This window comes from Luteimonas suaedae (assembly GCF_008312895.1).
Lineage (GTDB): Bacteria > Pseudomonadota > Gammaproteobacteria > Xanthomonadales > Xanthomonadaceae > Luteimonas > Luteimonas suaedae.
Genome location: NZ_VSSP01000010.1, coordinates 72,090 through 96,854, shown reverse-complemented (window position 1 = coordinate 96,854; position 24,765 = coordinate 72,090). Strand labels below are relative to the sequence as shown.

The following is a 24,765-nucleotide window of genomic DNA, read 5'->3' as shown; positions in this document are numbered from 1 at the left end:
CACGGCGCTGTTGTCGCTTTCACAAGCGGGGAAGCGGAGCGCCAACCTGCTGCCGCCCGGCCCGGCTGCGACCGCCGCTGCGCATCCCCGGCGCTGCCCGGCGTCGCTCCCACACGCGTGGGTCGCTCCCATACTGTGGATCGAGCGTGCCCACCATGGCATCGCGACAGGGCGTGCCATTGCCCGCCCCGCGGCGTTCGGGATCGGCGGCCGGCCATGGCCGGCCGCTTGTCGGCGGCCGCCGCCCGCTGCATCGGCTTAGCGGAAAAATCACAGGCCAATCCCGATCATGCGCAGTCGAGGATTCGAGGATTTCCGTGTGAAGCGACGACAACTGCTGTCCGCCGCGCTTTTGGGGCCGCTGGCGTTCGGACCAGCAGCGCGCGCGTTCGCGCAATCGGCTGCCGATCCCGGCGCGGCGACAGCGTTCGACGACGGTACCGTGCCCGCGCTGGCGCGCCGGTTGGCGGCCGCGCCCTACCGGGCGCCGGCGGCGGACCTGCCCGCGGCGCTCGATGCGATCGGCTACGACCAGTACCGCGACTTCCGCTACAAGGCGGCCCGCGCGCTGTGGCGCGAGGAAGGCCTGCCGTTCCAGGCGCAGTTCTTCCACCGCGGCTTCCTGTTCAAGGAGCGAGTGGCGATCCATGTCGTGCAAGGGCGCCGTTCGCGGCCGTTCGCGTTCACCACCGACCTGTTCGATTACGCGCCGCAGCCGGTCCCCGAACTGGGTGACATCGGCTTCGCCGGCTTCCGCCTGCACGCGCCGCTGAACGATCCCGCGCGCTTCGACGAACTGTGCGTGTTCCTTGGCGCCAGCTACTTCCGCGCGCTGCCGCGCGGGCTCGGCTACGGGCTTTCGGCGCGGGGACTGGCGCTGGGGACCGGCGAGCCGGAGCCGGAGGAATTCCCGGCGTTCCGCGCATTCTGGCTCGAGCAGCCGGACGCGGATGCCGATCACATCGTGGTGCACGCGCTGCTCGACAGCCCATCGGTGGCTGGCGCGTTCCGCTTCTGCATCGTACCGGGTGCGGAAACGGTGTTCGATGTCGACGCGCGGCTGTTCCCGCGCCGCACGCTCGCCCACGCCGGCATCGCGCCGCTGACCAGCATGTTCCACTTCGACGCCGGCGACCGCGCCGGCGTCGACGACTGGCGCCCGGCGGTGCACGACTCCGATGGCCTAGCGCTGCTGACCGGCGCCGGCGAGCAGGTGTGGCGGCCGTTGGCCAACCCGGTGACGCTGCAGCACAGCGGCTTCCAGGAGCGCGATCCGCGCGGCTTCGGGCTGATGCAGCGCAAGCGCGCGGCTGCCGATTTCCTTGACGCCGAGGCCGCCTACGAGAACCGGCCGAGCCTGTGGGTCGAGCCGCTCGACGACTGGGGCGAGGGCGAGGTGCACCTGGTGGAGATTCCGACCGCCGACGAGTACCACGACAACATCGTCGCCTTCTGGCGTCCGCGCGCGCCGTTGGCCGCCGGCCGCGAGTCGCGCTGGCGCTACCGCCTGCACTGGTGCGATCGCCACGAGTGGAAACCGGCGCTGGCAACGGTCGTCGCCACCCGAGCCGGCAGGACCGCCGACGGCGCGCGCCTGTTCGTGATCGACTGGCAGGGCGAGTCGCTGGCGCGACTGGCCGACGATGCCGATCCGCCGCTGCAGGCCAGCGCTTCGGCCGGCGAGCTGCGCAATGCGGTGGCCTACCGCAATCCGCACACCGGCGGCTGGCGTTCCAGCTTCGAACTGGTGCCCGGCGACGCCGCCGCGATCGAGCTGCGGCTGGTCCTCGGCGAGCGGTCTCGGCCGCTGTCGGAGACCTGGCTGTACCGATGGACGGCATGAGTCCGGTGCCCGCCCCGCTGCCGCCGGAAGCGCCGCTGCCGATGCCGGTGCAGTCGCTGCGCGACGGCCGCGTCGCGCCACGGCACCTGCCGAGCGCGCCGCCGGCCATGCGCTGGCGCCGCGGCGCGGTGATCGGCATCGCCGCATTGCTGACCTTCGTCGCCACCTATCAGATCTGGTGGCTGCTGCGGGCCGACGGGATCGACCTGCTCGAAGCACTGCTGCTGGTGATCTTCGTGGCGCTGTTCGCCTGGATCGTGCAGACCTTCGTCGGCACCCTGGCCGGATTCGTGGTGATGCTGCAGCGACGGCCGGGGCGGTTGGGACTGTCGCCGCAGGCGCCGCTGCCGGCGCCCGCATCGTCTACCGCATTGCTGCTGCCGACCTACCACGAGGATCCGGCGCGGCTGATGGCCGGGCTGCAGGCGATGTACGAGTCGCTGGTGCAGACCGGGCACGCGGAGAAGTTCGACTTCTTCGTGCTCAGCGACAGCCGGCGGCCGGAGGTCCAGGCCGCCGAGGCGCGCGCGTTCGCGGCGCTGCGCGCGCGCCTGGGCGAAGGCGCGCGGATCTGGTATCGGCTGCGCGAGGACAACCGCGAGCGCAAGGCCGGCAACATCGCCGAGTGGGTACGGCGCTGGGGCGGTGCCTGGCCGCAGTTCGTGATCCTGGACGCCGACAGCCTGATGACCGGCGACACCCTGGTGCGGCTGGCGGCCGCGATGGAACGGCACCCGGACGTCGCGCTGATCCAGACCCTGCCGCTGATCGTCAACGGCAATACCCTGTTCGCGCGCACGCAGCAGTTCGCCGGGCGCATGTTTGGGCAGGTGATGGCCTACGGCGTGGCCTGGTGGCACGGCGCTGAAAGCAACTACTGGGGCCACAACGCGATCATCCGCACCGCGGCGTTCGCCGCCCATGCCGGGTTGCCGCCGCTGCGCGGCCTCGCGCCGTTCGCCGGCCACGTGCTCAGCCACGATTTCGTCGAGGCGGCGCTGCTGCGCCGCGGCGGCTGGGCGCTGCACATGGTGCCGGGCCTGCCCGGCAGCTACGAGGAAGGGCCGCCGTCGCTGACCGACATGCTGGTGCGCGACCGCCGCTGGTGCCAGGGCAACCTGCAGCACGCCGCGGTGCTGCCGGCGCGCGGGCTGCACTGGGTCAACCGCTGGCATCTGCTGATCGGCATCGGCCATTACCTGACCGCGCCGCTGTGGGCGATGCTGATGCTGGTCGGCATCGCTATCCCGCTGCGGCAGGAATTCGACGACAGCGGCGACGGCTATTCGGTGGCCGCCTATTGGCTGGCGCAGGACGCGGACCGCTTCCTGTGGGTGTTCGTGCTGACGATGTCGATGCTGCTGGCGCCGAAGCTCCTGGGCTACGTGGCGAGCATGGCCGATCCGGCGACGCGGCGCGGCTGCGGCGGTGCGCTGCGGGCGGCGGTCGGCGTGCTGCTGGAGATCGTGCTCGCCGCGCTGATGGCGCCGGTGACGATGTACGTGCAATCGCGCGGCGTGGCCGGCGTCCTGGCGGGCAAGGATTCGGGCTGGGATCCGCAGCGCCGCGACGATGGCAGCCAGCCGCTCTCCGGACTGCTGCGCAGCTACGGTGGCGCCACCCTGATGGGCGTGGTGTCCGGGGTGATCGCGTACGCGGTATCGCCCGGTCTGGCGGCGTGGATGTCGCCGGTGATCGTCGGGCTCGGGCTGTCGATTCCGATCGTGATGCTCACGTCCTCGCGCGCGGTCGGACAGCGCCTGCGGCGCTGGCGCCTGCTGTGCACGCCGGAGGAGCTGGCGCCGCCGCCGCTGCTGCTGCGCGCGAACACCCTGCGTACGGCGCCGCCTGCCGTGCTCGAACCAGCGTGACCATGGCGGGGGCACGGAACGCACGCCGTGCATAATGCGGATCGCTCCCGATGCCGTACTCGCCATGCTCGAAACGCTCGAACGCGACACCGCCCCCGATCCGCGCTGGAGCGTGCTCTGGCTGCACGGCCTCGGCGCCGACGGCCACGATTTCGTGCCGATCGTGCCGGAACTGGTCCGTCGCGACTGGCCGCCGCTGCGCTTCGTGTTCCCGCATGCGCCGGTGCGCGCGGTGACGATCAACAACGGCATGCGCATGCGTGCCTGGTACGACATCCGCGACGCCGATCTCGCCAACCGCGCCGACGAGCAGGGCGTGGACGAATCGGTGGCGCAGGTGGAGGCGTTGATTGCGCGCGAGGTCGAGCGCGGCGTCCCGGCGGAGCGGATCTTCCTCGCCGGCTTCTCGCAGGGCGGCGCGATCACGCTGGCCGCGGGCTTGCGCCGGAGTGCGCCGCTGGCGGGGCTGATCGGCCTGTCGACCTATCTTCCCGGCGCGCAGGCGGCCGCGGCCGTGCCGCCGGACGCGGCGACGCGGCAACCGGTGTTCATGGCCCACGGCACCCAGGATCCGGTGGTGCCGCATGCGGCCGGTGCGCATAGTGCAGCGCTGCTGCGCCGGCGCGGTTTCGACGTCGAATGGCATGCCTATCCGATGCCGCATTCGGTCTGTGCCGAGGAGATCCGCGATCTCGGTGCCTGGCTGTCGGCGAGGCTGGCGGGCCACTGAGCGGTGAGCGATCCGCGCAACCGCGAACCGTGGCTGCCGGATCTGTGCCGGCTGCCGCGGCTGGCGGCGATGCTCGGCCTGGCGCAGTTGGTGGTGGTGGTGGTGGCGCTGGTACCGGACGGCGCGCCGGGTTGGAATCTGCCACGGCTGCTGTCGGCCAGCGGCTATGCGCTGTGGCTGGCGCTGGCGGCCTCGGTGCTGCTGTGCGTGTCGCGGCGCACGTTGTCGGCGCTGCCGCGGCGCCTCGGCGCGCTGGCGGCGGTGGCGCTGTCGACCCTGGTGGCGGCGGTCGCGGCGGCGGTGGTGCATGCCCTGTTCGCCAGCGTCGGCGAGGCCGAGGCCTGGCCCGGATTCTGGCGCTTCGTCGGCGGCTCGTGCGCGGTGGTGGCGCTGATCACCGCGCTCGCGCTGCGCTACTTCTACGTGATCGACGGCTGGCGGGCGCAGGTCAACGCCAGCGCCCGCGCCCAGGCCGACGCGCTGCAGGCGCGAATCCGCCCGCATTTCCTGTTCAACAGCATGAACATGATCGCCGGCCTGCTGCGGCGCGATCCGGCCGTGGCCGAGCGCGCCGTGCTCGACCTGTCCGACCTGTTCCGCGCCGCGCTCGGCGCCGGCGAGGGCGATTCGTCGCTGGCCGAGGAAGTGCGGCTGGCCGAGCAGTACCTCGCCATCGAGCAGCTGCGCGTGGGCGAGCGCCTGCAGGTGCAGTGGCGCAGGACCGAGCCGTTGCCGTGGACGCTGCCGATGCCGCGGCTGGTGCTGCAGCCGCTGCTGGAGAACGCCGTGCTGCACGGCATCTCGCGGCTGCCGCGGGGCGGCTGCATCGCGATCGAGCTCGTGGCGACCCCGGACACCCTGTACCTGCGGGTGCGCAACCCGTCGCTGCCGCCGTCGGCGCCGGCGCAGATGCCGCAGCAGGGCGCCGGCCACGCCCAGCGCAGCATCGCCCACCGCCTCAGCTATGCCTTTGGCGCGCGCGCGCGAATGGCCTGCGACTGGCGCGACGGCTACTATGCCTGCGAGATCGAGCTGCCGCTCGACTGAGACGCGAAGCGCGGGAGGGCGCCTGACGTGAAGGTCGTGATCGCCGACGACGAGCCGCTGGCCCGGGAGCGGTTGCGCACGCTGCTGGCGCAGCAGCCGGGCGTGGAGCTGGTGGCCGAGGTCGGCGACGGCCACGCCGCGCTGCATGCCTGCGCCGAGCACGACGCCGACCTGATCTTGCTCGACATCGCCATGCCCGGCATCGACGGCCTGGAGACCGCGCGCCACCTGGCCGCGTTCGAGCCGCGCCCGGCGGTGGTGTTCTGCACCGCCTACGACGCGCACGCGCTGTCGGCGTTCGAGGCCGCCGCCGTCGACTATCTGGTCAAGCCGGTGCGGCCGGAGCGGCTGCATGCGGCGCTCGAGCGTGCGCGCACCTTCACCATTGGCCGCGACCATGACGGCGGCGCCAGCCTGCACCGGAGCCGTACCCACCTGTGCGCACGCCTGCGCGGCAGCCTGCGGCTGATCCCGGTCGAGGAGGTGTATTACCTGCAGGCCGAGGAAAAGTACGTGGTGGTGCACCACGCGCGCGGCGAGGACCTGATCGAGGAATCGCTGAAATCGCTCGAGCAGGAGTTCGGCGAGCGCTTCATGCGCATCCACCGCAACTGCCTGGTCGCGCGGCACGAACTGGTGGAGGTCCGCCGCGACCACGACGGCCACGTGCACGCGATGCTGCGGCACGTGCAGCAGCCGCTGGAAGTCAGCCGCCGTTGCGTGGCGCAGGTGCGCGAGGTGATCCAGCGACTGTGAGCGATCGGCCGGGGATCGGGAATCGGGAATCGGGAATCGGGCTCCGGCAGCGGCAGAACTTCGAGATCGTCATCCCGGCGCAAGCCGGGATCCAGGCAGGCGACTCGTCCGGACGGCGGCGGGCCTAGATCCCGGCCTGCGCCGGGATGACGGCAAAAGCCGCATGCTTGCGGCACGGACCACGGACCACGGACCACGGACCCACGGACCCACGGACCCACGGACCACGGCTACGAGCCACGACCTGCGACTCGGTTGACGGTCGATGGTCGACGACCCTCCATTCGAGCCCGGCGTTCACGCCAGCCCGCCGCGGCTCGCGCCCCGACCGGCGATAATGGGTCGATGAAGACCCTCCGCATCGCCACCCGCAAGAGCCCGCTCGCCCTGTGGCAGAGCGAACACGTCGCCGCGCGCCTGCGTGAGGCGCATCCCGGCCTCGAGGTCGAACTGGTGCCGATGAGCACGCGCGGTGACGAGGTGCTGGACCGGTCGCTGGCGGCGATCGGCGGCAAGGGCCTGTTCCTCAAGGAGTTGGAATCGGCCATGCAGCGCGGCGAAGTCGATTGCGCGGTGCACTCGCTCAAGGACGTGCCGATGGCGCTGGAGCCGGGTTTCGCGTTGCCGGCGATCCTGGCGCGTGCCGACTCCGCCGACGCCTTCGTCAGCGCCGCCCATGCCACGCCGATGGCGCTGCCGCCGGGCGCGCGCGTGGGCACTTCATCGCTGCGGCGGCAAGCGCAGTTGCGCGCGCTGCGCCCCGATGTGCAGCCGCTGGACGTACGCGGCAACGTCAACACCCGCCTGACGAAACTCGATGCCGGCGACTACGACGCCATCGTGCTCGCCTGTGCCGGGCTGCAGCGGCTCGGCCTGGAGCGGCGCATCCGCATGCGGCTGGACGCGCCGGACTGGCTGCCGGCACCGGCGCAGGGCGCGATCGCGGTCGAATGCCGGGACGACGATGCCGGCGTCGCCGCCCTGCTCGCCGTGCTCGACGACCGCGACACGCGCCTGTGCGTGGAGGCCGAGCGCGCAATGAACCGGGCCCTCGAGGGTAGCTGCCACGTGCCGGTGGCGGCGCTGGCCCTGCTGGAAGGGGAGCGGATCACCCTGCACGGACTGGTCGGCAGCGCCGCCGACGGGCAACTGGTGCGCGCCTGCGGCAGCGATACCGCCGACGCGCGCGAACAGCTCGGCGAACGCGTCGCCCGCGACCTGCTCGCCGCCGGCGCCGACCGCCTGTTGGCCTAGGGCCTGTTAACGCTTCCCGAGCAGGTCGCGTTGCGCCGCAGTGGCCGCCAGGTGGTGTTGCGCGGCGCCGCGCCTTGCTGACTGCAAGGTCAAGCCGCGCGGCGCCGCATGGCGGCCACTGCGGCGCAACCCGAAGGGCCGGGCCTGAGGCCGCGCGGTGCGGCGTCATCACTCAGTTGCGTATCGACATACGCGCCTTCGTTCTTCCTTGCCCCGCACACCCTCAGGCCCGGCGCAACCTGCTCGGGAAGCGTTAACAGGCCCTACCTGAAGGTGTAGACCAGGTTGATCGTGGTCAGGGTGTCGGTGTTCTTGATCCCGACCTGATCTTCGACCTCGGTGTTGTGGCGGGCCTGCAGCGCGGCCTTCAATGCCAGCGATTCGTTCATCGACACCGCGACGCCGAGATCGTTCTGGGCGAAGGTGTTTTCGTTGCCGGACTCGATCAGCAGTGTATTAGTCAAGCGGGTGTTTTCGGTCAGCCGGCGCTCGAAATCGAGCAGCCCGCGCACGATGAAGTCGCTGCGGATCTCGCCGCTCTCGGCGTGGCGCGCACGGCGGTAGCCGGGGCCGATCTCGGTCAGCAGCTTGGTGCGGTCGTTCTTCAGGAAGTGGTGCCCGTAGCCGAACGAGAATGTGCCCTGGTAGTCATAGAGCGAGAAGTCGTCGCGCTCGTAGCGCGCCGCGCCGAACCAGTTGTGCATCTCGTTGACCTTGATCGCGGTGGTGCCGCCGATCTGGTAGCGGTTGGCGCTGGTGGTGTAGCGGGTCTCGGCAATGCCGTCGCCGTCGAAATCGCCGGTGACGTCGCTCTTGGCACGTAACGCCGACAATGTCAGCCGGTGCTTGCTGCGCACGTCCTCCTGCGAGAACAGCAGCTTGCTGTTGAGGTTCTCGGAGCGGCGGTTGCCGCGGCTCATGGCCAGGCCGAGTTCGCCGGTCAGGTTCCAGATCTGCGCGTCTTCCTCGTAGGCCGGCGGTGGCGTCTGGGCGCGCAGCGGGCCGGACGACAGCGCGAGAGCGAGGAGGGCGAGCGGGGCCAGCAGGTGGCGGGAGTCGGTCATTCAACTGGTTCCTAGTGCTAGGCGTGAAGCGCGGGATTTGCAGATGAGACGGGCATGTTCAGGCGACGAAGACGGCGGGTGAAGCGATCGCTGCCGCGCATCGAAGCTGGCGACACCGGCGGCGTGGATCGCTCGATTCGGCGGCGGGCCAAGGCATCACAGGGCATGCATCGCGGCATTCTGCAAAGTGCCGGCGTCCGTGGGCTTGGCTGCATGAATACGGGAACGGATCCGGCAGACCGTCGGGTCGCGAGCATCGTGGGTTCTCGCGGAACGGCCGCGTGGAAACGATTCCATTATGCCGTCATCGGCGCCGGTTCCCAAGTCGCCCGGCGCCCGTGCGTCTGCGCGCCGATGACCGCTCAATAGTAGAGCGTGACCAGATGCCGCGCCTGGGCGAAGAACAGCCAGCGTTCGACGAACGCGCCTGCCAGCAGCGCGAGGGCGGACGCGGCCAACAGCGGCGCCGCCGGCGTCGAGCTCGAGAGCGCCAGCAGCCAGGCCAGCCCGGGCGCCGCGACCAGCAATACCGCGACCAGCCAACGCAGCCTTCCCGCGTGCCGCCGCGCCACCGTGAAGGCCATCTCGCGGGTGATGAAGTTGGCCTCGGTATGCGGTCGCTCGAAGACCGCGACCGTGCGTCCCGGCAGGCCGACGGCGTCGCCGCGCGTCGCCGGCGACGGCTGCCGGTCGATCGCGCGCCAGTACAGCCATTTGCTCGCCAGCAGCAGCGCACCGAGTGCGGTCAACGTGGCCGTCATCGCGGTCGCGGCGGTACCCGCCGGCAGCAGCAGTGCCATCAGCCAGAACAGCAGTGCCAGCCCGGTCAGCAGCGCGAACAGCAGATAGACCGGGACCACCAGGGGATGGTGCCAGGCCGGGATCGGCGGCAGCGAGGCGTAGATCATCGCCGTGCATGCCACCGTCGCCAGCGACAGCGTCGCCAGAAGCAAGCCGCACAACCCGAGTGCGAGCGCGCGTTCCGGGCCGGGCTCGACCCATAGCAGCAGCGCCGCCAATGCCAGCGCCGGAACGACGGTGGCCATCGCCAGCATGCCTTCGCGCGACAGCCAGGAGGTGCGCCACTGCGACAGCGCCCGCCAGGCCCGCTGCGGCTTGCCCAAGTGCGCCAGCGAGCTGAGCAGGCCGACCGTGCTCAGCACCAGGCCGAGCAGCAGCGACCACCAGTGCAATGCTTCCAGCATCGGCATCACGTCGGCGCGTGCATGCAACAGCAGCACCGACAGACCGAGCCACGCCAGCAGGCCGTAGCCGGCGCCGGACAGGGTGGTGAAGAAGATCACCGAGAGGGCGGGATGCATCGATGGTTCCCTGGCAGACGATTCCGCGCGACATCGTACAGGGACGTGGCAGCGGACCTGATTGGGCCGGGAATCGGGAATGGGGAATCGGCAGCGGCAACGGCAACGGTACGGCAACGGCAGAACTTTGAGGTCGTCATTCCGGCGCAGGCCGGAATCCAGACCTCGCCGCCATCCGTAATGAGTCGCCGGCCTGGATCCCGGCCTTCGCCGGGATGACGGTGCGGGGCGGACGACCGTGCGGGGCGGACGGCGGTGCGGGGGCGGATGACGGTGCGAGGCGGACGACGGTGTGGGCGGACGAAGATGCGGATCGGAATGGCGGGAGGCGCTCGATTCCTCCCGCCCGTCAACGTTTGAGAATGCGGTTCAACCAGTGCAGCGGCGTCTTCGCTGCGGCCGACGATTCGCGGGGTGCCGCCGCATCGTCGCTGCCGCGACGCGGGCGCGGCGGCAGGTAGCGGTTGACCGGGGCGTAGCCGAGCTCCGGCATCAGCGCCACGCCGCCGCGTTCGGCCACCAGCTTCGACACGTCCGAATCCGGATCACCGAGATCGCCGAAATGGCGCGCACGGGTGGGGCAGGCCTGCACGCAGGCCGGCACCCGCTCGCTCTCGTCGAGCTGCTCGTTGTAGATGCGGTCCACGCACAGGGTGCATTTCTTCATCACCCCGTCGACCTCGGAGTATTCGCGCGCGCCGTAGGGGCAGGCCCAGCTGCAGAGCTTGCAGCCGATGCACTTGTCCTCGTCGACCAGCACGATGCCGTCCTCGGCGCGCTTGTAGCTGGCCCCGGTCGGGCACACGGTCACGCAGGCCGGGGTCTCGCAGTGCAGGCAGCTGCGCGGGAAGTGCAGGGTCATCGCCGGCTGCGCGTCGTCGCCACCGTTGTCGGCGCAGTGTCCGCCCGCCTTGTGGGCGCGATGGAAGTCGCGACCGGCATCGCCCGCAGTCGCGACTCCCGGCGCTCCCTCAGGTGTTCCCGAAGTCGTGTCTCCAGCCTCCGCCGGTCCGCTCGCCGCGACCTCGTAGCTGTGCACGCGGTTGAGCCACACCCCGGACGGCGCCTTGCCGTACGGTTGCTCGTCGACCAGCGGGCCGGCGATGCCGCCGGCGTTCCATTCCTTGCAGCTGGTCGCGCAGGCATGGCAGCCGACGCAGGTGTCCAGGTCGATCACCAGGCCCATCTTCTTCTTCGATGGCGGCGGCAGTGCGGTCACGGGCGGGACATCTCGATCAAAACGGGAAGTAGCGCGGGATCAGCAGCCCCGCCATGACCAGGAAGATCACGTTCAGCGGCAGGCCGACCTTGACGAAATCGGTGAAGCGGTAGCCGCCGGCGGTATAGACCATGGTGTTGGTCTGGTAGCCGATCGGCGTGAGAAAGCTGGTCGAGGCCGCGAACGCCACCGCGACCAGGAACGGCTTGCTGTCCAGGCCCAGCGCATCGGCGGTGGCGATCGCGATCGGCACCACCAGCGCCGCCGACGCGTTGTTGCTCATCGCCTCGGTCAGCACCGAGGTCAGCACGTAGATCGCCATCAGCGTGGCCACCGGGCCGAAGCCGCCGACCACGGTCACCGCATGTTCCGCGATCCAGCCGGCGGCGCCGGAATTCTGCAGCGCGATCCCCATCGGCAACACGCCGGCCAGCAGGATGACCACGCGCCAGTCGATCGCGCGATAGGCGTCCTCGGGCTTGAGGATCTGCAGCACCACCAGCGCGATGCAACCCAGGATCGCCGAGCCCACGATCGGCAGCCAGCCGAGCCCGGCGACGGTCACCACCGCCGCCATCACCGCGATCGCCAGCAGCGCGCGGCCGATCGATGAGCGATCCTGCTCGCGCTCGCCCAGCACCAGCAGTCCGGGATCGGAACGCATCGCTTCCAGCGACTTCTCCGGTGCGTCCAGCAGCAGCACGTCGCCAACCGCCAGCGGTACCCGGTCGAGCGGCTGCCGGATCGCCAGCCGGTGCCGGTGCAGGCCCTGCACCCGCACGCGATAGGTGTGGCCGAAGCGGACCGCTGCCAGGGTCTGGCCGATCAGGTGCGAGCCGGGCGCCACCATGGCTTCGGCGTGCAGGCGCCCGTCCTCGGCATCGCCGTCGAGTTCGCGGCTGACTTGGTCGTAGTCGAGCTTGAGCTTCTTGCGCGCCTGCTCGATGTCGCGCCACTCGCCGCGCAGCAGCAGGCGATCGCCGGCGCGCACCTCCTCGCTGCGTGGCGACGGCACCGGCTGCCGGCCGCGGAAGATCTCGAGCACCACCACGTCACCGGCGTCGTCGGGCAACATCTCGCCGCCGCGCTTGCCGATCGCGGACGAGCGCTCGGTCGCCAGCAGTTCCACCACGTAGCGTCCGGCGTGGCCGCTGTCGGCCTGCTCCGGAACGCCGAGGTCGGGCAGCAGGAAACGCCGCGCCACCATCATGTAGGTGACGCCGACGGCGACGAAGATCACCCCCATCGGCGCGAACTCGAACAGGGTGAAGCCGGTCTCGCCCGACTGCCGCGCCAGCGAATCGACCAGCAGGTTGGTGGAGGTGCCGATCAGCGTGCACACGCCGCCGAACTGGCCGGCATAGGACAGCGCGATCAGGTATTTCGACGGCGGTTGCCGGTTGGCCACCGTCGCCGCGATCACCAGCGGCAGGAACACCGCCACCGCCGCGGTGTTGTTGATGAAACCGGAGATCACCGCCGTCAGCAGCATCATCGCCAGCGCGAACAGCCATCCCCAGCGGATCCGTGCCAGCAGCGCACCGAGCCGCTGCAACGAGCCGCCGCGTTGCAGCCCGGCGCTGAGCACGAACATCGCCGCCACCGTGATCGTGGCCGGGCTGCTGAAACCGGACAACGCCTGGTCGGTGGACACCAGCCGCAGCGCCAGCAGGCTCGCCAGCACCAGCAGCGCCACCACCTCCACCGGCAGCTTCTCGCTGACGAACAGATAGACCGCGCCGGCGATCACGGCGAAGGTCAGCCAGGCATCCATGGTCATCGCGCGCGTTCCCCGCGGTTCCGTCGGCGTAGCGGCGCACCATAGCGCAGTGGGCGGTCGTCATCGACGGCGCCCGGCAGTGGCGCGAACTGCGGCTGCGTGCAGTCGTCGACGGCGGTGACCGGGCGCAGGTTCACCCGCAGGTCGAACCAGGCCGCCTGGCCGGTGACCGGGTCGGCGTTGGCGTAGTCGCCGCGCGGGGTACGGTCGGAAATCAGGTGGTTGAGCAGGAAGCCGCGCTCGCCCTCCGGCGCGTCCTTCGCCAGTTTCCACGCGCCGCGGCGCTTGCCGATCGCGTTCCAGCTCCACACCGTGTCCGGCTGCACGTTGCCGGCGAACTTCGCCTGCACGGTGATGCTGCCGTGGTGCGAGATCACCTCGACCCAGTCTTCGTCCCCGATCCCGTATTTCGCCCCGGTGTCCGGATGCAGGTACAGCCAGTTGCGGGCGGCGATCTGCCGCAGCCAGGCGTTCTGCGACCCCCAGGCGTGATACATGAACATCGGCCGCTGGGTGATGGCGTGCAGGGGGTAAGGATCCTCGTCGCCCCCGCGCAGGCGGGGGCCCAGTGCCTTTTCGTCCCTCGAGCATGAAGTCGCTGGATCACCGCCTGCGCGGTGATGACGCTCCGGAGAGGCCCGCGCCGTGCCGAGCTGCGCGCCCTCGAAAGGCTCGTACCACAGCGGCAGCGGATCGAAGTACGTCTCCACCCGCTGGCGATGTTGCGGCGGCGGCACGTGCGCGCCGTGCCCCTGCGCGGCCAGGCGGAAGCGCTGCAGGGGCTCGGCATACAGCTGCAGCGCGATGGCATCGCCGGCGCCGAGAAAGCCCTTGCCCTGCGCCCATTGCAGATAGCCGCGGTTGGCCATCTTGAAGTAGCGCGCGTGTTCCGGGATCTCCTCGCGCCAGTAGCCGCCGTTGTCGATGTAGCGCTGCAGCTGGTCGGGATTGGGTGCGCCCTTGCCGTGATGCGTGCCGTCACCGCGCCAGCCGGCCAGCAGCCCGACCCCGGGCGCACGCTCGTGACGGACGATGTAGTCGGCGTAGTCGCGGTAGTTCGGCGTGCCGTCGGCGTCGATCATGCCCGGCAGGCCGAGCCGCGCGCCCAGGTCGAGCAGTACCGACTGGAAGCCGCGCACATCGCGCGGCCGGCCGTCGGCGCCGGCCTGGGTGGCGGGCTCGAACACCGGGTGCCGGATCGCGTCGGCGGCGCCGTCGGCGTCGGAGATCGGCCGGTCCAGCAGCGAGATCGCGTCGAAGCGTTCCAGGTACGTGGTGTCGGGCAGCACCAGGTCGGCGTAGGCGACCATCTCGCTGGCGTAGGCGTCGGAATAGATGATGTGCGGGATCCGGTATTCGCCGTCGTCGCCCTTGTCGGTGAGCCATTGCATGGTCTCGCCGGTGTTCATGGCCGAGTTCCAGCTCATGTTGGCCATGAACAGCATCAGCGTGTCGATCGGGTACGGATCGCCGGCATGGGCGTTGCGGATCACCGTATGCAGCATGCCGTGCGCCGACAGCGGATAGTTCCACGAGAACGCGTGGTCGATGCGCCGCGGTTCTCCGCGCGCGTCGACCAGCAGGTCCTCGGGCGCGTGCACGAACCCGAGCGGCGGCGCATCGAGGCTGCCATCGTCGCGGCGGGTCTTGCCGGGACGGTTCGGCGGCGGCACCGGCTTCGGGTACGGCGGCTGGAAGCGGAACGAGCCGGGCGTGTCCACCGCGCCCAGCAGCAGCTGCAATACGTGCAGCGCGCGGCAGGTGTGGAACCCGTTGCTGTGCGCGCTGATGCCGCGCATCGCGTGCATCGCCACCGGCCGGCCGACCATCTCGTCGTGCTCGCGGCCCCAGGCGTCGGTCCAGGCGACCGGCAGCCGCACCGGGTGCTCGAACGCGGCCGTCGCCAGTTCGCGCGCGATGCGGCGGATGGTCGCGGCGGGAATGCCGCAGCGCTCGCTCACCGCATCGGGCGAATACTGCGGATCGAGATAGCGCTCGGCGACCAGCTGGAACACCGGCACCGCGGCGCGGCCGTCGGCAAGCGTGTATTCGCCGACCACGAGCGGAGAGATGTCGATGGCATCGGCTTCCACCAGCCGCCAGTGCAGTTGCTCCCTCTCCCCCGCTCGCGGGGGAGAGGGTTGGGGTGAGGGGGGCTCTTGGCCGGGTACGCCAGCGGTCGCCTTCTGCCGCTCCGCCTGCCCCCTCACCCAACCCTCTCCCCCGCTTGCGGGGGAGAGGGCTTCATCTTCTGCGCGGGAGAAGGAGTGGTCCTCAGAGGTGGCGGGATTGTCGACACGCGCCGCGCACAGCGGCCGCCCTTCGCCGTCGCGCGCGAACAGCCCGTCGTCGGCCGCACCCGGATCGCGGATCACCAGCCAGTGCGCATCGGCGTAGCGCACCAGGTAGTCGAGGTCAACGTGGTCGTTGCGCAGCAGTTCGTGGATCAGCGCGAACGCGAACAGCCCGTCGGTCCCGGGGCGGATGCCGATCCACTCGTCGGCGATCGCGCCGTAGCCGCTGCGCACCGGGTTGATCGCGACGATCTTGGCGCCACGCTCCTTGAGCCTGCCGAGCCCGAGCTTGAGCGGGTTGGAGTCGTGGTCCTCGGCCACGCCCCACAGCATCAGGTATCGGGTGTGCGCCCAGTCCGGCTCGCCGAATTCCCAGAAGCTGCCGCCCAGCGTGTACAGCCCGCCGGCGGCCATGTTGACCGAGCAGAAACCACCGTGCGCCGCATAGTTGATGGTGCCGAACTGCTGCGCCCACCAGCCGGTCAGCGCCTGCGACTGGTCGCGGCCGGTGAAGAAGGCGAGTTCGTCCGGATTGCGTTCGCGGATCGGCTTCAGCCAGCCGGTCGCGATCTGCAGCGCCTCGTCCCATTCGATCTCGCGGAACTCGCCGCTGCCGCGCTCGCCCAACCGCAGCAGCGGCCGGGACAGCCGTGCCGGCGAGTAGTGCTGCATGATGCCCGCCGCACCCTTGGCGCACAGCACGCCCTGGTTCACCGGATGCGCGGGATTGCCCTGGATGTAGCGGATCTTGCCGTCCGTCGTCCACACCTTGATGCCACAGCGGCAGGCGCACATGTAGCAGGTGGTGGTCCTGACCTCGTCGCCCGGCGAGGGGGAGAGATCCAGGACCGGCTCGTTCGGTGCGGGCGCAGGCATGGCGGCTATTGTGCCCGTGCGCCGGGGGAGCGGCGAGCGGCGCGCCGCGCCTGTTGCGGAAAACCCCGTGATTCTTTGAAGCAAACCCCGGCTCGGCCGGGAAGCTGTCAGGAGTTCGACCCTTTTGGTGGGCAAGGCCCACCCTATGCGGGGTATGGGGTGGGCCTTGGCCCACAGTGATCGTCTATTCCGGCGCTTCGATGCGGATCGACGCGTCGTTGAAGCGCGAATAGCGGGCCGTGGTGGTGGCCTGCGCGTCCGCGACGACCTGCATCTGCAATGGATAGCCGTCGCTGCCGATCCACAGGATCGCCGGGGGATTGTCCGGATCCTCGTGGACCATGCGGTACTTGCGTGCAGGCTTGCCGGCGACGCTGTCGGCGCCCAGCGGCTCGATAGTGGTGCCCTGCTGTCCGGCGGCGATCCGCCCGCGGTCGCGGAATTTCTCGAGCATGCCCGCCTGCAGCGGCACCTGCGTGCTCTGGCCCTGCATCTGCATGTACATGCGGTCGCCGAGGATGGTCTGGGTGATGCCGTTGGGCATGGTCATGCGGAAACGGTCCGGGGCGACGTGCTCGAGCATCAGGTTGCCGGCCGCGGTCTCGATGTCCACCGCATAACTGGCCGCCGCCTGCATCCGTTCGATTGCGGCCATCACGTCCGCGCGTGGATCGGACAGCGGATTGGCCGCCGCGGCCGCGCCGGCCACCCTTTCCGCGAATGTCGCGGATGCCACGACCGGATCGGCCGCGGTGCCGGCCGCCGGCGGCTTCGCGTCGCAGGCGCCCAGCAGGAGCGTGGACAAGGCGATGACTGCGGTGGATGCGCGTGCTGACATGTGAACCTCCATGGTCGTCCGGATACCTGGCATACGGATTCCGGCGTGCGCAAAGGCCAACTCACCGTACAGCTGCCGCAGCCGGCGCAATTCCTCCTGCAGCAGCGCGCCATCGCCGCCGGGCCCAGGCCGACCAGGTTGCGGTGGATCTGCGGGCAGGGATCGGTCGTGTAGTCCCGGCCGCCGACCAGCCGGCCGATGCGCTCTACCACGGCGGCGGGCGAGGGCCGCAGGCGCATCCGGAAGCGCTCCGGCGCCTGCGCCGCGGGTCCGGCAAGGCGCATGAAACGGCGGTTATCCGCTGCAACCGTCGCCTCCGGCCCGGCGGCCGGCCCCGGGGGAGGACGTCCGCGCCGCTGCCCCGCGGCCCGACTTGCCCCCATAATCGGGCCCATGGACCGCTACGAACGCATTCTCTCGCTGCACCGCACGCTCAAGCACGCGCGCTATCCGGTCACGGTGGCGCGGCTGCAGGACGAGCTCGGCTGCTCGCGCGCCACCGTCTACCGCGACCTGGCCTTCCTGCGCGACGCGCTGATGGCGCCGATCGTCGGGGACGGCGAGGCCGGCTTCCGCTACGACGCCGACGAAGGCGGCCGCTTCGAACTGCCCGGGCTGTGGCTGAGTTCGGACGAGCTGCACGCGCTGCTGGCCGCGCAGCAGCTGCTGTCGCGCAGCGGCGGCGGGGTGTTGTCGAACGCGCTGGCGCCGTTGCAGCAGCGCATCGAGAAGCTGCTCGACGAGCACGCCGCCGGCAAGCAGTGGCCGGTCGAGCGGGTGCGGGTGATCCCCCACCATTCGCGCAAGATGGACGAGCAGGCGTTTCGTTTCGTCTGCTCGGCGGTGCTCGAGCGCAAGCAGCTGAGCTTCGAGTACCGCGCGCGCTCCACCGACGAGCGCACCCGGCGCACGGTCTCGCCGCAGCGGGTCACGCATTATCGCGGCAACTGGTACCTGGATGCCTGGGATCACGATCGCGACGGTCTGCGCAGCTTTTCCGTCGATCGCATCAGCGGCGCGCGCATGCTCGACGCCGCCGCCCGCGACATCGACGAGGCCGAGCTGGACCGCCACCTGGCCGGCAGCTACGGCATCTTTTCCGGCGAGCCCAAGGGCTGGGCGACGATCCTGTTCAACGCCCGCGCCGCGCGCTGGGTGGCGGACGAACACTGGCATTCGCAGCAGCAGGGGCGCTACCTGCCGGACGGCAGCTACGAGCTGAAGGTGCCCTACAGCGCCGCGCGCGAACTGCTGATGGACGTGCTGCATTACGGCGCCGACGCCACCATCGTCGAGCCGCCGTCGCTGCGCGAGCAGGCGCGTTCGCTGCTCGCCCTGGCGCTGTCCAACTACGAACGCGACTGATGCCCGCCGCCGGGCCCGCGCCCGCCCGCGAGAAGGTCGCGCTGGCGCTGGGCGCGGGCGGCGCGCGCGGGCTGGCGCAGATCGGCGTGATCGAGGTGCTGGAGGAGCGCGGCTTCGAGATCGTGACGATCTCCGGCGCCTCCAGCGGCGCGCTGGTCGGCGGCATCCACGCGGCGGGCAGACTGCGCGAGTTCGACGCCCGGCTGCAGGCGATGTCGCGGCGCGATTTCCTGCGCCTGCTCGACCCGGTGTTCGGGCGTTCCGGAATGCTGCGCGGTGACCGCCTGGTGAACGCGATGCGCGAGGTGGTCGGCGATCCGCTGATCGAGGACTTGCCGGTGCGCTTCACCGCCGTCGCGGTGGACCTGCAGCGCCAGCGCGAGGTCTGGCTGCAGACCGGTCCGCTGTGGGACGCGCTGCGCGCCTCGTTCGCGATTCCCGGCCTGTTCCTCGCGCACGAGGTGCATGGCCGTGAACTGGTCGACGGCGGCCTGCTGGCGCCGCTGCCGATCGCCGCCACGCGCCTGTCCGACGCCCATCGCCTGATCGCCGTCGACATGCACGGCTGGCCGCGGCGGCCGCCGGGCGAACCGGCCGCGAACGGCTCGCCGGTGCAGGATCATGCCGACGCGGTCGATGCCGGCGCCGGCCATCGCCCCTTCTGGCGCCGCGGCCGCGATGCCCGCGACATGGGCCTGGTGGAAGTCATGTCGCGCGCGCTCGACACCATGCAGGCGCAGATCTCGCGCGTGCAGCTGGCGCTGGACCCGCCGGAACTGGTGATCCGCATCCCGCGCGACGCCTGCCAGTTCTATGAGTTCTGGCGCGCGAAGGAGCTGATCGCCATCGGCCGCCACGAGGCCACCCGCGCGCTCGACGCCGCGGGGTACTGAACCGTCGGCGCCTGGGCTGTCTCGACATTCACTTCCTCCGCCCGCTTCTGTAGGAGGGGCTTCAGCCCCGACCGCGCCAGGCAGACCCATCGGCGGCGACCACGATGAGTGCGCCGCCGCGCGTTGCGAAGGAAAACAACGGCAGACGTATTTCCTAGCATCCGAACGCGGTCGGGGCTGAAGCCCCTCCTACAAGGGCAACGGCATGGAAAGCGTATGCCCCGGCACGCGGGCAGTCGCCCGCCATGGACCTTCGGGAACGCCGCCGCCGTCCTCCGGCCGCAAGTCGCAGTCGTTGCGACCGGGCACCGGCAGGCTGCGCGCATCGACTCCAGGAGCGCAGCCATGCACACCGCACCGATGCCGCCGTCCCCGTCCGCCCCGACCCTGCTGGCCGCCGTGCTCGGCGGCGCGCTGTTCCTCGGCGCCATCGCACTGCTGTCGCTGCCGCCGCTGCGCGCCGGTGCCTTCGCGCTGGGCGCGGCGCCGCTGTGGCTGCTCGGCATGCCGCTGGCCAGCCTGGCGGCGCTGGCTGCCCGTTACCTGGTGACCCTGTCGCACCGCCGCAGCCCGGCTTCCTCCTCGTCGCCGGGGCTGCGGCGGTGGCGGCCTTCGGCGCCGCAGGCCCGCCGCCGGGTCGCCGTGCCGCGCCCGCGGCTGCCCCGCGCCGCCTGAGCCACACGGCCCACTCGGACACTTCGTCCACGGAATCCCCGCTCGCACGGCGCGCGGGGAGACGGCGGATCGCACCGAACGGGTGCGGGCGTCAGCCAAGCGCGGCCCCGCGTCCGGCAGGCGCCAACAGGCGATCGTCCGGTGCTCCCGGGCTGTCTCGACACGCGTTCCGCCGACCTCTGTAGGAGGGGCTTCAGCCCCGACCTGCCGAGGGCCGCGGTGAGGCACCAGGGCGCATGCGGTGCCGGGACCGGACGCTGTCTGTGGGTTGTTGCGCGCTCCGCTCGTTTCCCGGGGTCGGGGCTGAAGCCCCTCCTACATCGGCGGGCATGGGGAGCGACCGCCGAGACCGCCAAAGGGGCACGTACATGGGCGTCCGGCGTCTTCGGGTCGTCGGACGCGATCTTCCAGCCGAAGGTGAGCGGCACGACGATCGGCACGGCGGCGCGGGCCGGCGGCTGTGCTAGCGTTCCCGGTTTCAGTCGAAACCGTTCGCGGAGCCTCCGAATGTCGAAACTGCCGTCCTTCTGCCTCGCCGCCGGCGTCGCCCTCGGCCTGGCCGCCGGTGCCGCCGCCGCCCAGACCATGGAGGCCGAGATGTCCGACCCGTACCAATGGCTCGAAGAGGTCGAAGGCGACAAGGCGCTGGCCTGGGTGCGCGAGCAGAACGCCAGGGCGGAAGCCGAATTGGCGGACACCCCCGCCTTCAAGGCGCTCGAGGCCGAGCTGCTGGCGATCTACGACTCCGACGAGCGCATCCCCGAGGTCGAGAAGCGGGGGGAGTTCTACTACAACTTCTGGAAGGACAAGGACCACGAGCGCGGCATCTGGCGCCGCACCACACTGGACGAATACCGCAAGCCGAAGCCGCAGTGGGAAGTGCTGCTCGACCTCGACGCGCTCAACGCCGCCGAGGGCGAGAACTGGGTCTGGCACGGCGCCGACTGCCTGCGCCCGGACTACACGCGCTGCCTGATCGCGCTCTCGCGCGGCGGCGCCGATGCCGACGTCACCCGCGAGTTCGACCTGGCGGCGAAGGAGTGGGTCGAGGACGGCTTCTTCCGCCCCGAGGCCAAGGGCGGGTTGCAGTGGATCGATCGCGACACGGTGTACGTCTACACCGACTTCGGCGAAGGCAGCCTCACCGGGTCCGGCTACCCGCGCATCGCCAAGCGCTGGCGCCGCGGCACGCCGCTGGCGCAGGCCGAGCTGGTGTACGAGGGCGAGCCGGAGGACATGTACATCGCCGCCTTCCGCGATCTCACCCCCGGCTTCGAGCGCGACCTGGTCAGCCGCACCATCGCCTTCTACAACGACGAGCTGTACCTGCGCGGTGCCGACGGCACGCTGGCGAAGATCGACGCGCCGAACTCCGCCAACAAGGGTCTGCATCGCGAATGGCTCACACTCGAGCTGCGCGAGTCGTGGGACGTCGGCGGGTGTGAGTACCCGGCCGGTTCACTGCTGGCGGCGCGACTCGACGACTTCATGGCCGGCGGGCGCGCGTTCGAGGTGCTGTTCGAGCCCAGCGAAACCACCTCGCTGGCCGGCGTCACCTGGACCCGCCACCACGCCGTGCTCAACGTGCTCGACGACGTCAAGAACCGGCTCTTCGTGCTGACGCCGGGCGCCGACGGCTGGGACCGCAGCGCGTTCGCGGGCGCGCCGGAGATCGGTGCCGTGGCGGTCAGGGCGGTCGACGACGTCGAATCCGACGCGGTGTGGCTCACCGTCACCGACTACCTCACCCCGAGCACCCTGTCGCTGGCCGAGATCGGCGAACAGCCGGAACAGCTCAAGGCGATGCCGGCGTTCTTCGACGCCTCCGGGCATGTCATCGAGCAGCAGTTCGCGACTTCGAAGGACGGCACCCGCGTCCCGTACTTCCTGGTGCGGCCGAAGGACCTGGAAGCCAACGGCCGCAACCCGACCCTGCTGTACGGCTACGGCGGCTTCGAGATCTCGCTCACGCCCGGCTATTCCGGCGGCATCGGCAAGGGCTGGCTGGAGAAGGGCGGCACCTACGCCGTGGCCAACATCCGCGGCGGCGGCGAGTACGGCCCGCGCTGGCACCAGGCCGCGCTTAAGGCCAACCGCCACAAGGCCTACGAGGACTTCGCTGCGGTGGCGCGCGACTTGATCGAGCGCCGCATCACCTCGCCCGCGCACCTGGGCATCCGCGGCGGCAGCAACGGCGGCCTGCTCACCGGCAACATGCTCACCCAGTACCCCGAGCTGTTCGGCGCGGTGGTGATCCAGGTGCCGCTGCTGGACATGCAGCGCTACCACAAGCTGCTGGCCGGTGCCTCGTGGATGGCCGAATACGGCAACCCCGACCTTCCGGAGGAGTGGGCATTCATCCGCACGTTTTCGCCGTACCACCTGTTCGAGGCCGATCGCGACTATCCGCCGACCCTGCTGCTCACCTCGACCCGCGACGACCGCGTCCATCCCGGCCACGCACGCAAGATGATGGCGCGGATGTCCGAGGCCGGAAAGGACGTGCGCTACTACGAGAACATCGAGGGCGGCCACGGCGGCTCGGCCAGCAACCGGCAGGCCGCGCACATGGACGCGCTGTACTTCACCTTCCTGTGGCAGCAACTGCAGGACTGACCCTTGTCGCGCTCCCCGGCGCATGCCGGCGGGGCGCGGATGTCCCGATCCGTTGCAACACGCACCTGCGGACCCCATCCATGAACCCGTGCCCCTTCCTCCTTCCCGCGCTGCTGCTGATGACCACGACCGCTCTCGCCAACGATGACATGCCCGCCCCGCCCGACGCCGCGCAGAAGCCCTACGAGGTCAAGGCGCCGCATGGCGCCGTGCGCAACGACGAGTACTACTGGCTGCGCGACGATACCCGTCAGGACAAGGCCGTCATCGCCTACCTGCAGGCCGAGAACGCCTATGTCGATGCGGTGATGGCACCGCTGAAGCCGCTGCGCGATGCGCTGTACGAGGAGATCGTCGGCCGCATCAAGCAGGACGACAGCTCGGTGCCGTACCGCGAGCGCGGCTGGTGGTACTACACCCGTTTCGAGACCGGCCGCGACTATCCGGTCCATGCCCGGCGCCGCGACGCCGACGGGCTCGACGCCGCGACGATCCAGCGCGCCAACGATGCCGGCGATACCGCCGGCGAGGAAGTCCTGCTCGAGGTGAACGCGCTGGCCGAGGGCAAGGACTACTACAACGTCGGCGACTGGGAGGTCAGCCAGGACAACCGCATGCTGGCCTACGCCGACGACACCAGCGGCCGTCGCCAATACACGGTGCGTTTCAAGGACCTGGAGACCGGCGAGGTGTTGGCGGACGCCATCCCCGGGGTGTCGGCCAACCTGGTCTGGGCCGACGACAACCGCACCCTGTTCTACATCGAGAACGATCCCGAGACCCTGCTCACCAAGCGGGTGAAGAAGCACGTGCTCGGCACGCCGGTGGCAGACGACGTGCTGGTCTACGAGGAGCCCGACGACAGCTTCTACATGGGGATCGACCGTACCCGCGACGACGCCTTCATCTGCATCCAGGTCGAGAGTACGGTGTCCTCGGAGATGCGCTGCGCGCCGGCCGCCGATCCGCGTGAATTCGCGGTGTTCGCGCCGCGCCAGCGCGACATCGAGTACAGCGCTGACCATCACGGCGGCCGCTGGGTGGTCCGCACCAACCAGGACGCGCCCAACTTCAAGGTCATGACCGCGCCGACCGACGCGCGCTCGCGCGAGCAGTGGCAGGAATGGCTGCCGCACAGCGACGACGTCTTCATCGAGGGCTTCGAGCTGTTCGACGGCTTCACCGCCATCGAGGAGCGTTCCCAGGCGCTGGAGCGGGTGCGGGTGATCAAGCCCGACGGCAGCGAGGAATACGTGAAGGCCGACGAGCCCGCGTACTCGATGGGCCTGTCGGTCAATGCCGAGCCCGACACCGAGTGGCTGCGCTACGGCTATACCTCGATGACCACGCCGTCGACCACCTACGAGGTCAACGTGGCCACCGGCGAGCGCCGCCTACTCAAGCAGCAGCCGGTGATCGGCTACGACCCGGCGCGGTACGTCACCGAGCGCCTGTGGGCCGAGGCGCGCGACGGTACGAAGATCCCGGTGTCGCTGGTCTACCGCAAGGGCTTCGAGAAGAACGGCGAGGCCGCGCTGCTGCAGTACGCCTACGGCAGCTACGGCGCCTCGATGGACCCGGGCTTCAACCAGACCGTGGTCAGCCTGCTCGACCGCGGCATGGTGTACGCCATCGCCCACATCCGCGGCGGCCAGGAGATGGGCCGCAAGTGGTACGACGACGGCAAGCTGTTCAACAAGGTCAACACCTTCACCGATTTCATCGACGTCACCGACTACCTGGTGCAGGAAGGCTACGCTGCGAAGGATCGCGTCGCCGCCTATGGCGGCAGTGCCGGCGGCCTGCTGATGGGCGCAGTGGCGAACATGGCACCGGACAAGTACCGCGTGATCCTGTCGCAGGTGCCGTTCGTCGACGTGGTCACCACCATGCTCGACCCGAGCATTCCGCTGACCACCAACGAGTACGACGAGTGGGGCAACCCGGAGCAGAAGGACTATTACGACTACATGCTCTCGTACTCGCCGTACGACAATCTGGAGGCGCAGGCCTATCCGGCGATGTTCGTCGGCACCGGGCTGTGGGACTCGCAGGTGCAGTACTGGGAACCGGCCAAGTACGTCGCCCGGCTGCGCGACCTCAACACCGGCGAGGGCACCGTGGTGTTCCGCACCAACATGGACGCCGGCCACGGCGGCAAGTCCGGCCGCTTCCGCCGCTACCGCGAACTGTCGGAGATGTACGCCTTCCTCATCGACCGCCTCGACGTGCGCTGAGGCGTAATCCCGGCCCCGTCATTCTTCTCGTCATTCCCGCCTTCGCGGGAATGACGATGTTTACAGTGGACGTGCGCTGCACGGA

At 70.3% G+C, this 24,765-nt stretch carries 18 protein-coding genes; 12 read left to right on the top strand and 6 right to left on the bottom strand.

Annotation, left to right across the window (positions count from 1 at the left end; translation table 11 throughout):
- Window positions 1-319 precede the first annotated feature (319 nt).
- The 6 genes from FXO19_RS14600 to hemC all read left to right on the top strand — a co-directional run bounded on the left by FXO19_RS14600 (window position 320) and on the right by hemC (window position 7,501).
- Window positions 320-1,843: an OpgD/OpgG family glucan biosynthesis protein gene (locus tag FXO19_RS14600; RefSeq protein WP_223115518.1), complete on the top strand. Its 1,524-nt coding sequence runs from the start codon at window positions 320-322 to the stop codon at window positions 1,841-1,843.
- Window positions 1,831-3,714 (top strand): glucans biosynthesis glucosyltransferase MdoH, encoded by a 1,884-nt coding sequence (gene mdoH / locus FXO19_RS14595; RefSeq protein WP_149195840.1) that lies wholly within the window; start codon window positions 1,831-1,833, stop codon window positions 3,712-3,714. Before FXO19_RS14600 ends, mdoH begins: the two co-directional genes overlap by 13 nt.
- A 64-nt stretch (window positions 3,715-3,778) precedes the next feature.
- Window positions 3,779-4,444, top strand: a complete 666-nt coding sequence (locus tag FXO19_RS14590; RefSeq protein ID WP_149195902.1) for an alpha/beta hydrolase — start codon at window positions 3,779-3,781, stop codon at window positions 4,442-4,444.
- Between the two features lie 69 nt (window positions 4,445-4,513).
- Entirely contained in the window at window positions 4,514-5,491 is a 978-nt protein-coding gene (locus FXO19_RS14585) for a sensor histidine kinase (protein ID WP_149195901.1), read from the top strand.
- Between the two features lie 27 nt (window positions 5,492-5,518).
- Complete coding sequence (locus tag FXO19_RS14580; protein ID WP_149195839.1) at window positions 5,519-6,247, top strand: LytR/AlgR family response regulator transcription factor; 729 nt, start codon at window positions 5,519-5,521, stop codon at window positions 6,245-6,247.
- 345 nt (window positions 6,248-6,592) lie between these two features.
- Complete coding sequence (hemC, locus tag FXO19_RS14575) at window positions 6,593-7,501, top strand: hydroxymethylbilane synthase (protein WP_149195838.1); 909 nt, start codon at window positions 6,593-6,595, stop codon at window positions 7,499-7,501.
- A gap of 263 nt (window positions 7,502-7,764) precedes the next feature.
- Here hemC and FXO19_RS14570 read toward each other — a convergent pair whose 3' ends face one another.
- Window positions 7,765-8,565 (bottom strand): DUF481 domain-containing protein, encoded by an 801-nt coding sequence (locus FXO19_RS14570; RefSeq protein ID WP_149195837.1) that lies wholly within the window; start codon window positions 8,563-8,565, stop codon window positions 7,765-7,767.
- A 78-nt stretch (window positions 8,566-8,643) separates the two neighbouring features.
- On the opposite strand from FXO19_RS14570, the gene FXO19_RS14565 reads away from it, so the two are divergent.
- A complete protein-coding gene (locus FXO19_RS14565; protein WP_149195836.1) occupies window positions 8,644-8,934 on the top strand; it encodes a hypothetical protein in 291 nt (96 codons plus the stop codon).
- On the opposite strand, the gene FXO19_RS14560 is transcribed toward FXO19_RS14565, so the two are convergent.
- The 5 genes from FXO19_RS14560 to FXO19_RS14535 all read right to left on the bottom strand — a co-directional run bounded on the left by FXO19_RS14560 (window position 8,928) and on the right by FXO19_RS14535 (window position 16,894).
- On the bottom strand, window positions 8,928-9,887 hold the full coding sequence (locus FXO19_RS14560; protein ID WP_149195835.1) for a dimethyl sulfoxide reductase anchor subunit family protein: 960 nt from the start codon (window positions 9,885-9,887) through the stop codon (window positions 8,928-8,930). The genes FXO19_RS14565 and FXO19_RS14560 overlap by 7 nt on opposite strands.
- A gap of 349 nt (window positions 9,888-10,236) precedes the next feature.
- The gene (locus tag FXO19_RS19635; RefSeq protein WP_305067723.1) at window positions 10,237-11,106 is read right to left on the bottom strand and encodes a 4Fe-4S dicluster domain-containing protein; all 870 of its coding nucleotides are present in this window, start codon (window positions 11,104-11,106) and stop codon (window positions 10,237-10,239) included.
- Window positions 11,107-11,122: 16 nt separating this feature from the next.
- Window positions 11,123-12,886, bottom strand: a complete 1,764-nt coding sequence (locus FXO19_RS14545) for an SLC13 family permease (RefSeq protein ID WP_149195834.1) — start codon at window positions 12,884-12,886, stop codon at window positions 11,123-11,125.
- Window positions 12,883-16,056 carry a molybdopterin oxidoreductase family protein gene (locus tag FXO19_RS14540; RefSeq protein ID WP_149195833.1) on the bottom strand — a complete coding sequence of 1,058 codons (3,174 nt, stop codon included), beginning with the start codon at window positions 16,054-16,056 and terminating at the stop codon, window positions 12,883-12,885. The genes FXO19_RS14545 and FXO19_RS14540 overlap by 4 nt, the downstream gene beginning before the upstream one ends.
- A 184-nt stretch (window positions 16,057-16,240) precedes the next feature.
- Complete coding sequence (locus tag FXO19_RS14535) at window positions 16,241-16,894, bottom strand: hypothetical protein (protein ID WP_149195832.1); 654 nt, start codon at window positions 16,892-16,894, stop codon at window positions 16,241-16,243.
- A 393-nt stretch (window positions 16,895-17,287) separates the two neighbouring features.
- On the opposite strand from FXO19_RS14535, the gene FXO19_RS14530 reads away from it, so the two are divergent.
- The 5 genes from FXO19_RS14530 (at window position 17,288) to FXO19_RS14510 (ending at window position 24,680) form a co-directional block, all read left to right on the top strand.
- Window positions 17,288-18,259 carry a helix-turn-helix transcriptional regulator gene (locus tag FXO19_RS14530; RefSeq protein ID WP_149195831.1) on the top strand — a complete coding sequence of 324 codons (972 nt, stop codon included), beginning with the start codon at window positions 17,288-17,290 and terminating at the stop codon, window positions 18,257-18,259.
- On the top strand, window positions 18,259-19,152 hold the full coding sequence (locus tag FXO19_RS14525; protein WP_149195830.1) for a patatin-like phospholipase family protein: 894 nt from the start codon (window positions 18,259-18,261) through the stop codon (window positions 19,150-19,152). The genes FXO19_RS14530 and FXO19_RS14525 overlap by 1 nt, the downstream gene beginning before the upstream one ends.
- Window positions 19,153-19,497: 345 nt before the next feature.
- Window positions 19,498-19,827, top strand: coding sequence for a hypothetical protein (locus tag FXO19_RS14520; protein WP_255516449.1), 330 nt, complete (start codon window positions 19,498-19,500; stop codon window positions 19,825-19,827).
- A gap of 507 nt (window positions 19,828-20,334) precedes the next feature.
- Complete coding sequence (locus FXO19_RS14515; RefSeq protein ID WP_149195829.1) at window positions 20,335-22,443, top strand: prolyl oligopeptidase family serine peptidase; 2,109 nt, start codon at window positions 20,335-20,337, stop codon at window positions 22,441-22,443.
- Window positions 22,444-22,523: 80 nt separating this feature from the next.
- Window positions 22,524-24,680 (top strand): S9 family peptidase, encoded by a 2,157-nt coding sequence (locus tag FXO19_RS14510; RefSeq protein WP_149195828.1) that lies wholly within the window; start codon window positions 22,524-22,526, stop codon window positions 24,678-24,680.
- The last annotated feature ends 85 nt before the right edge of the window (window positions 24,681-24,765 follow it).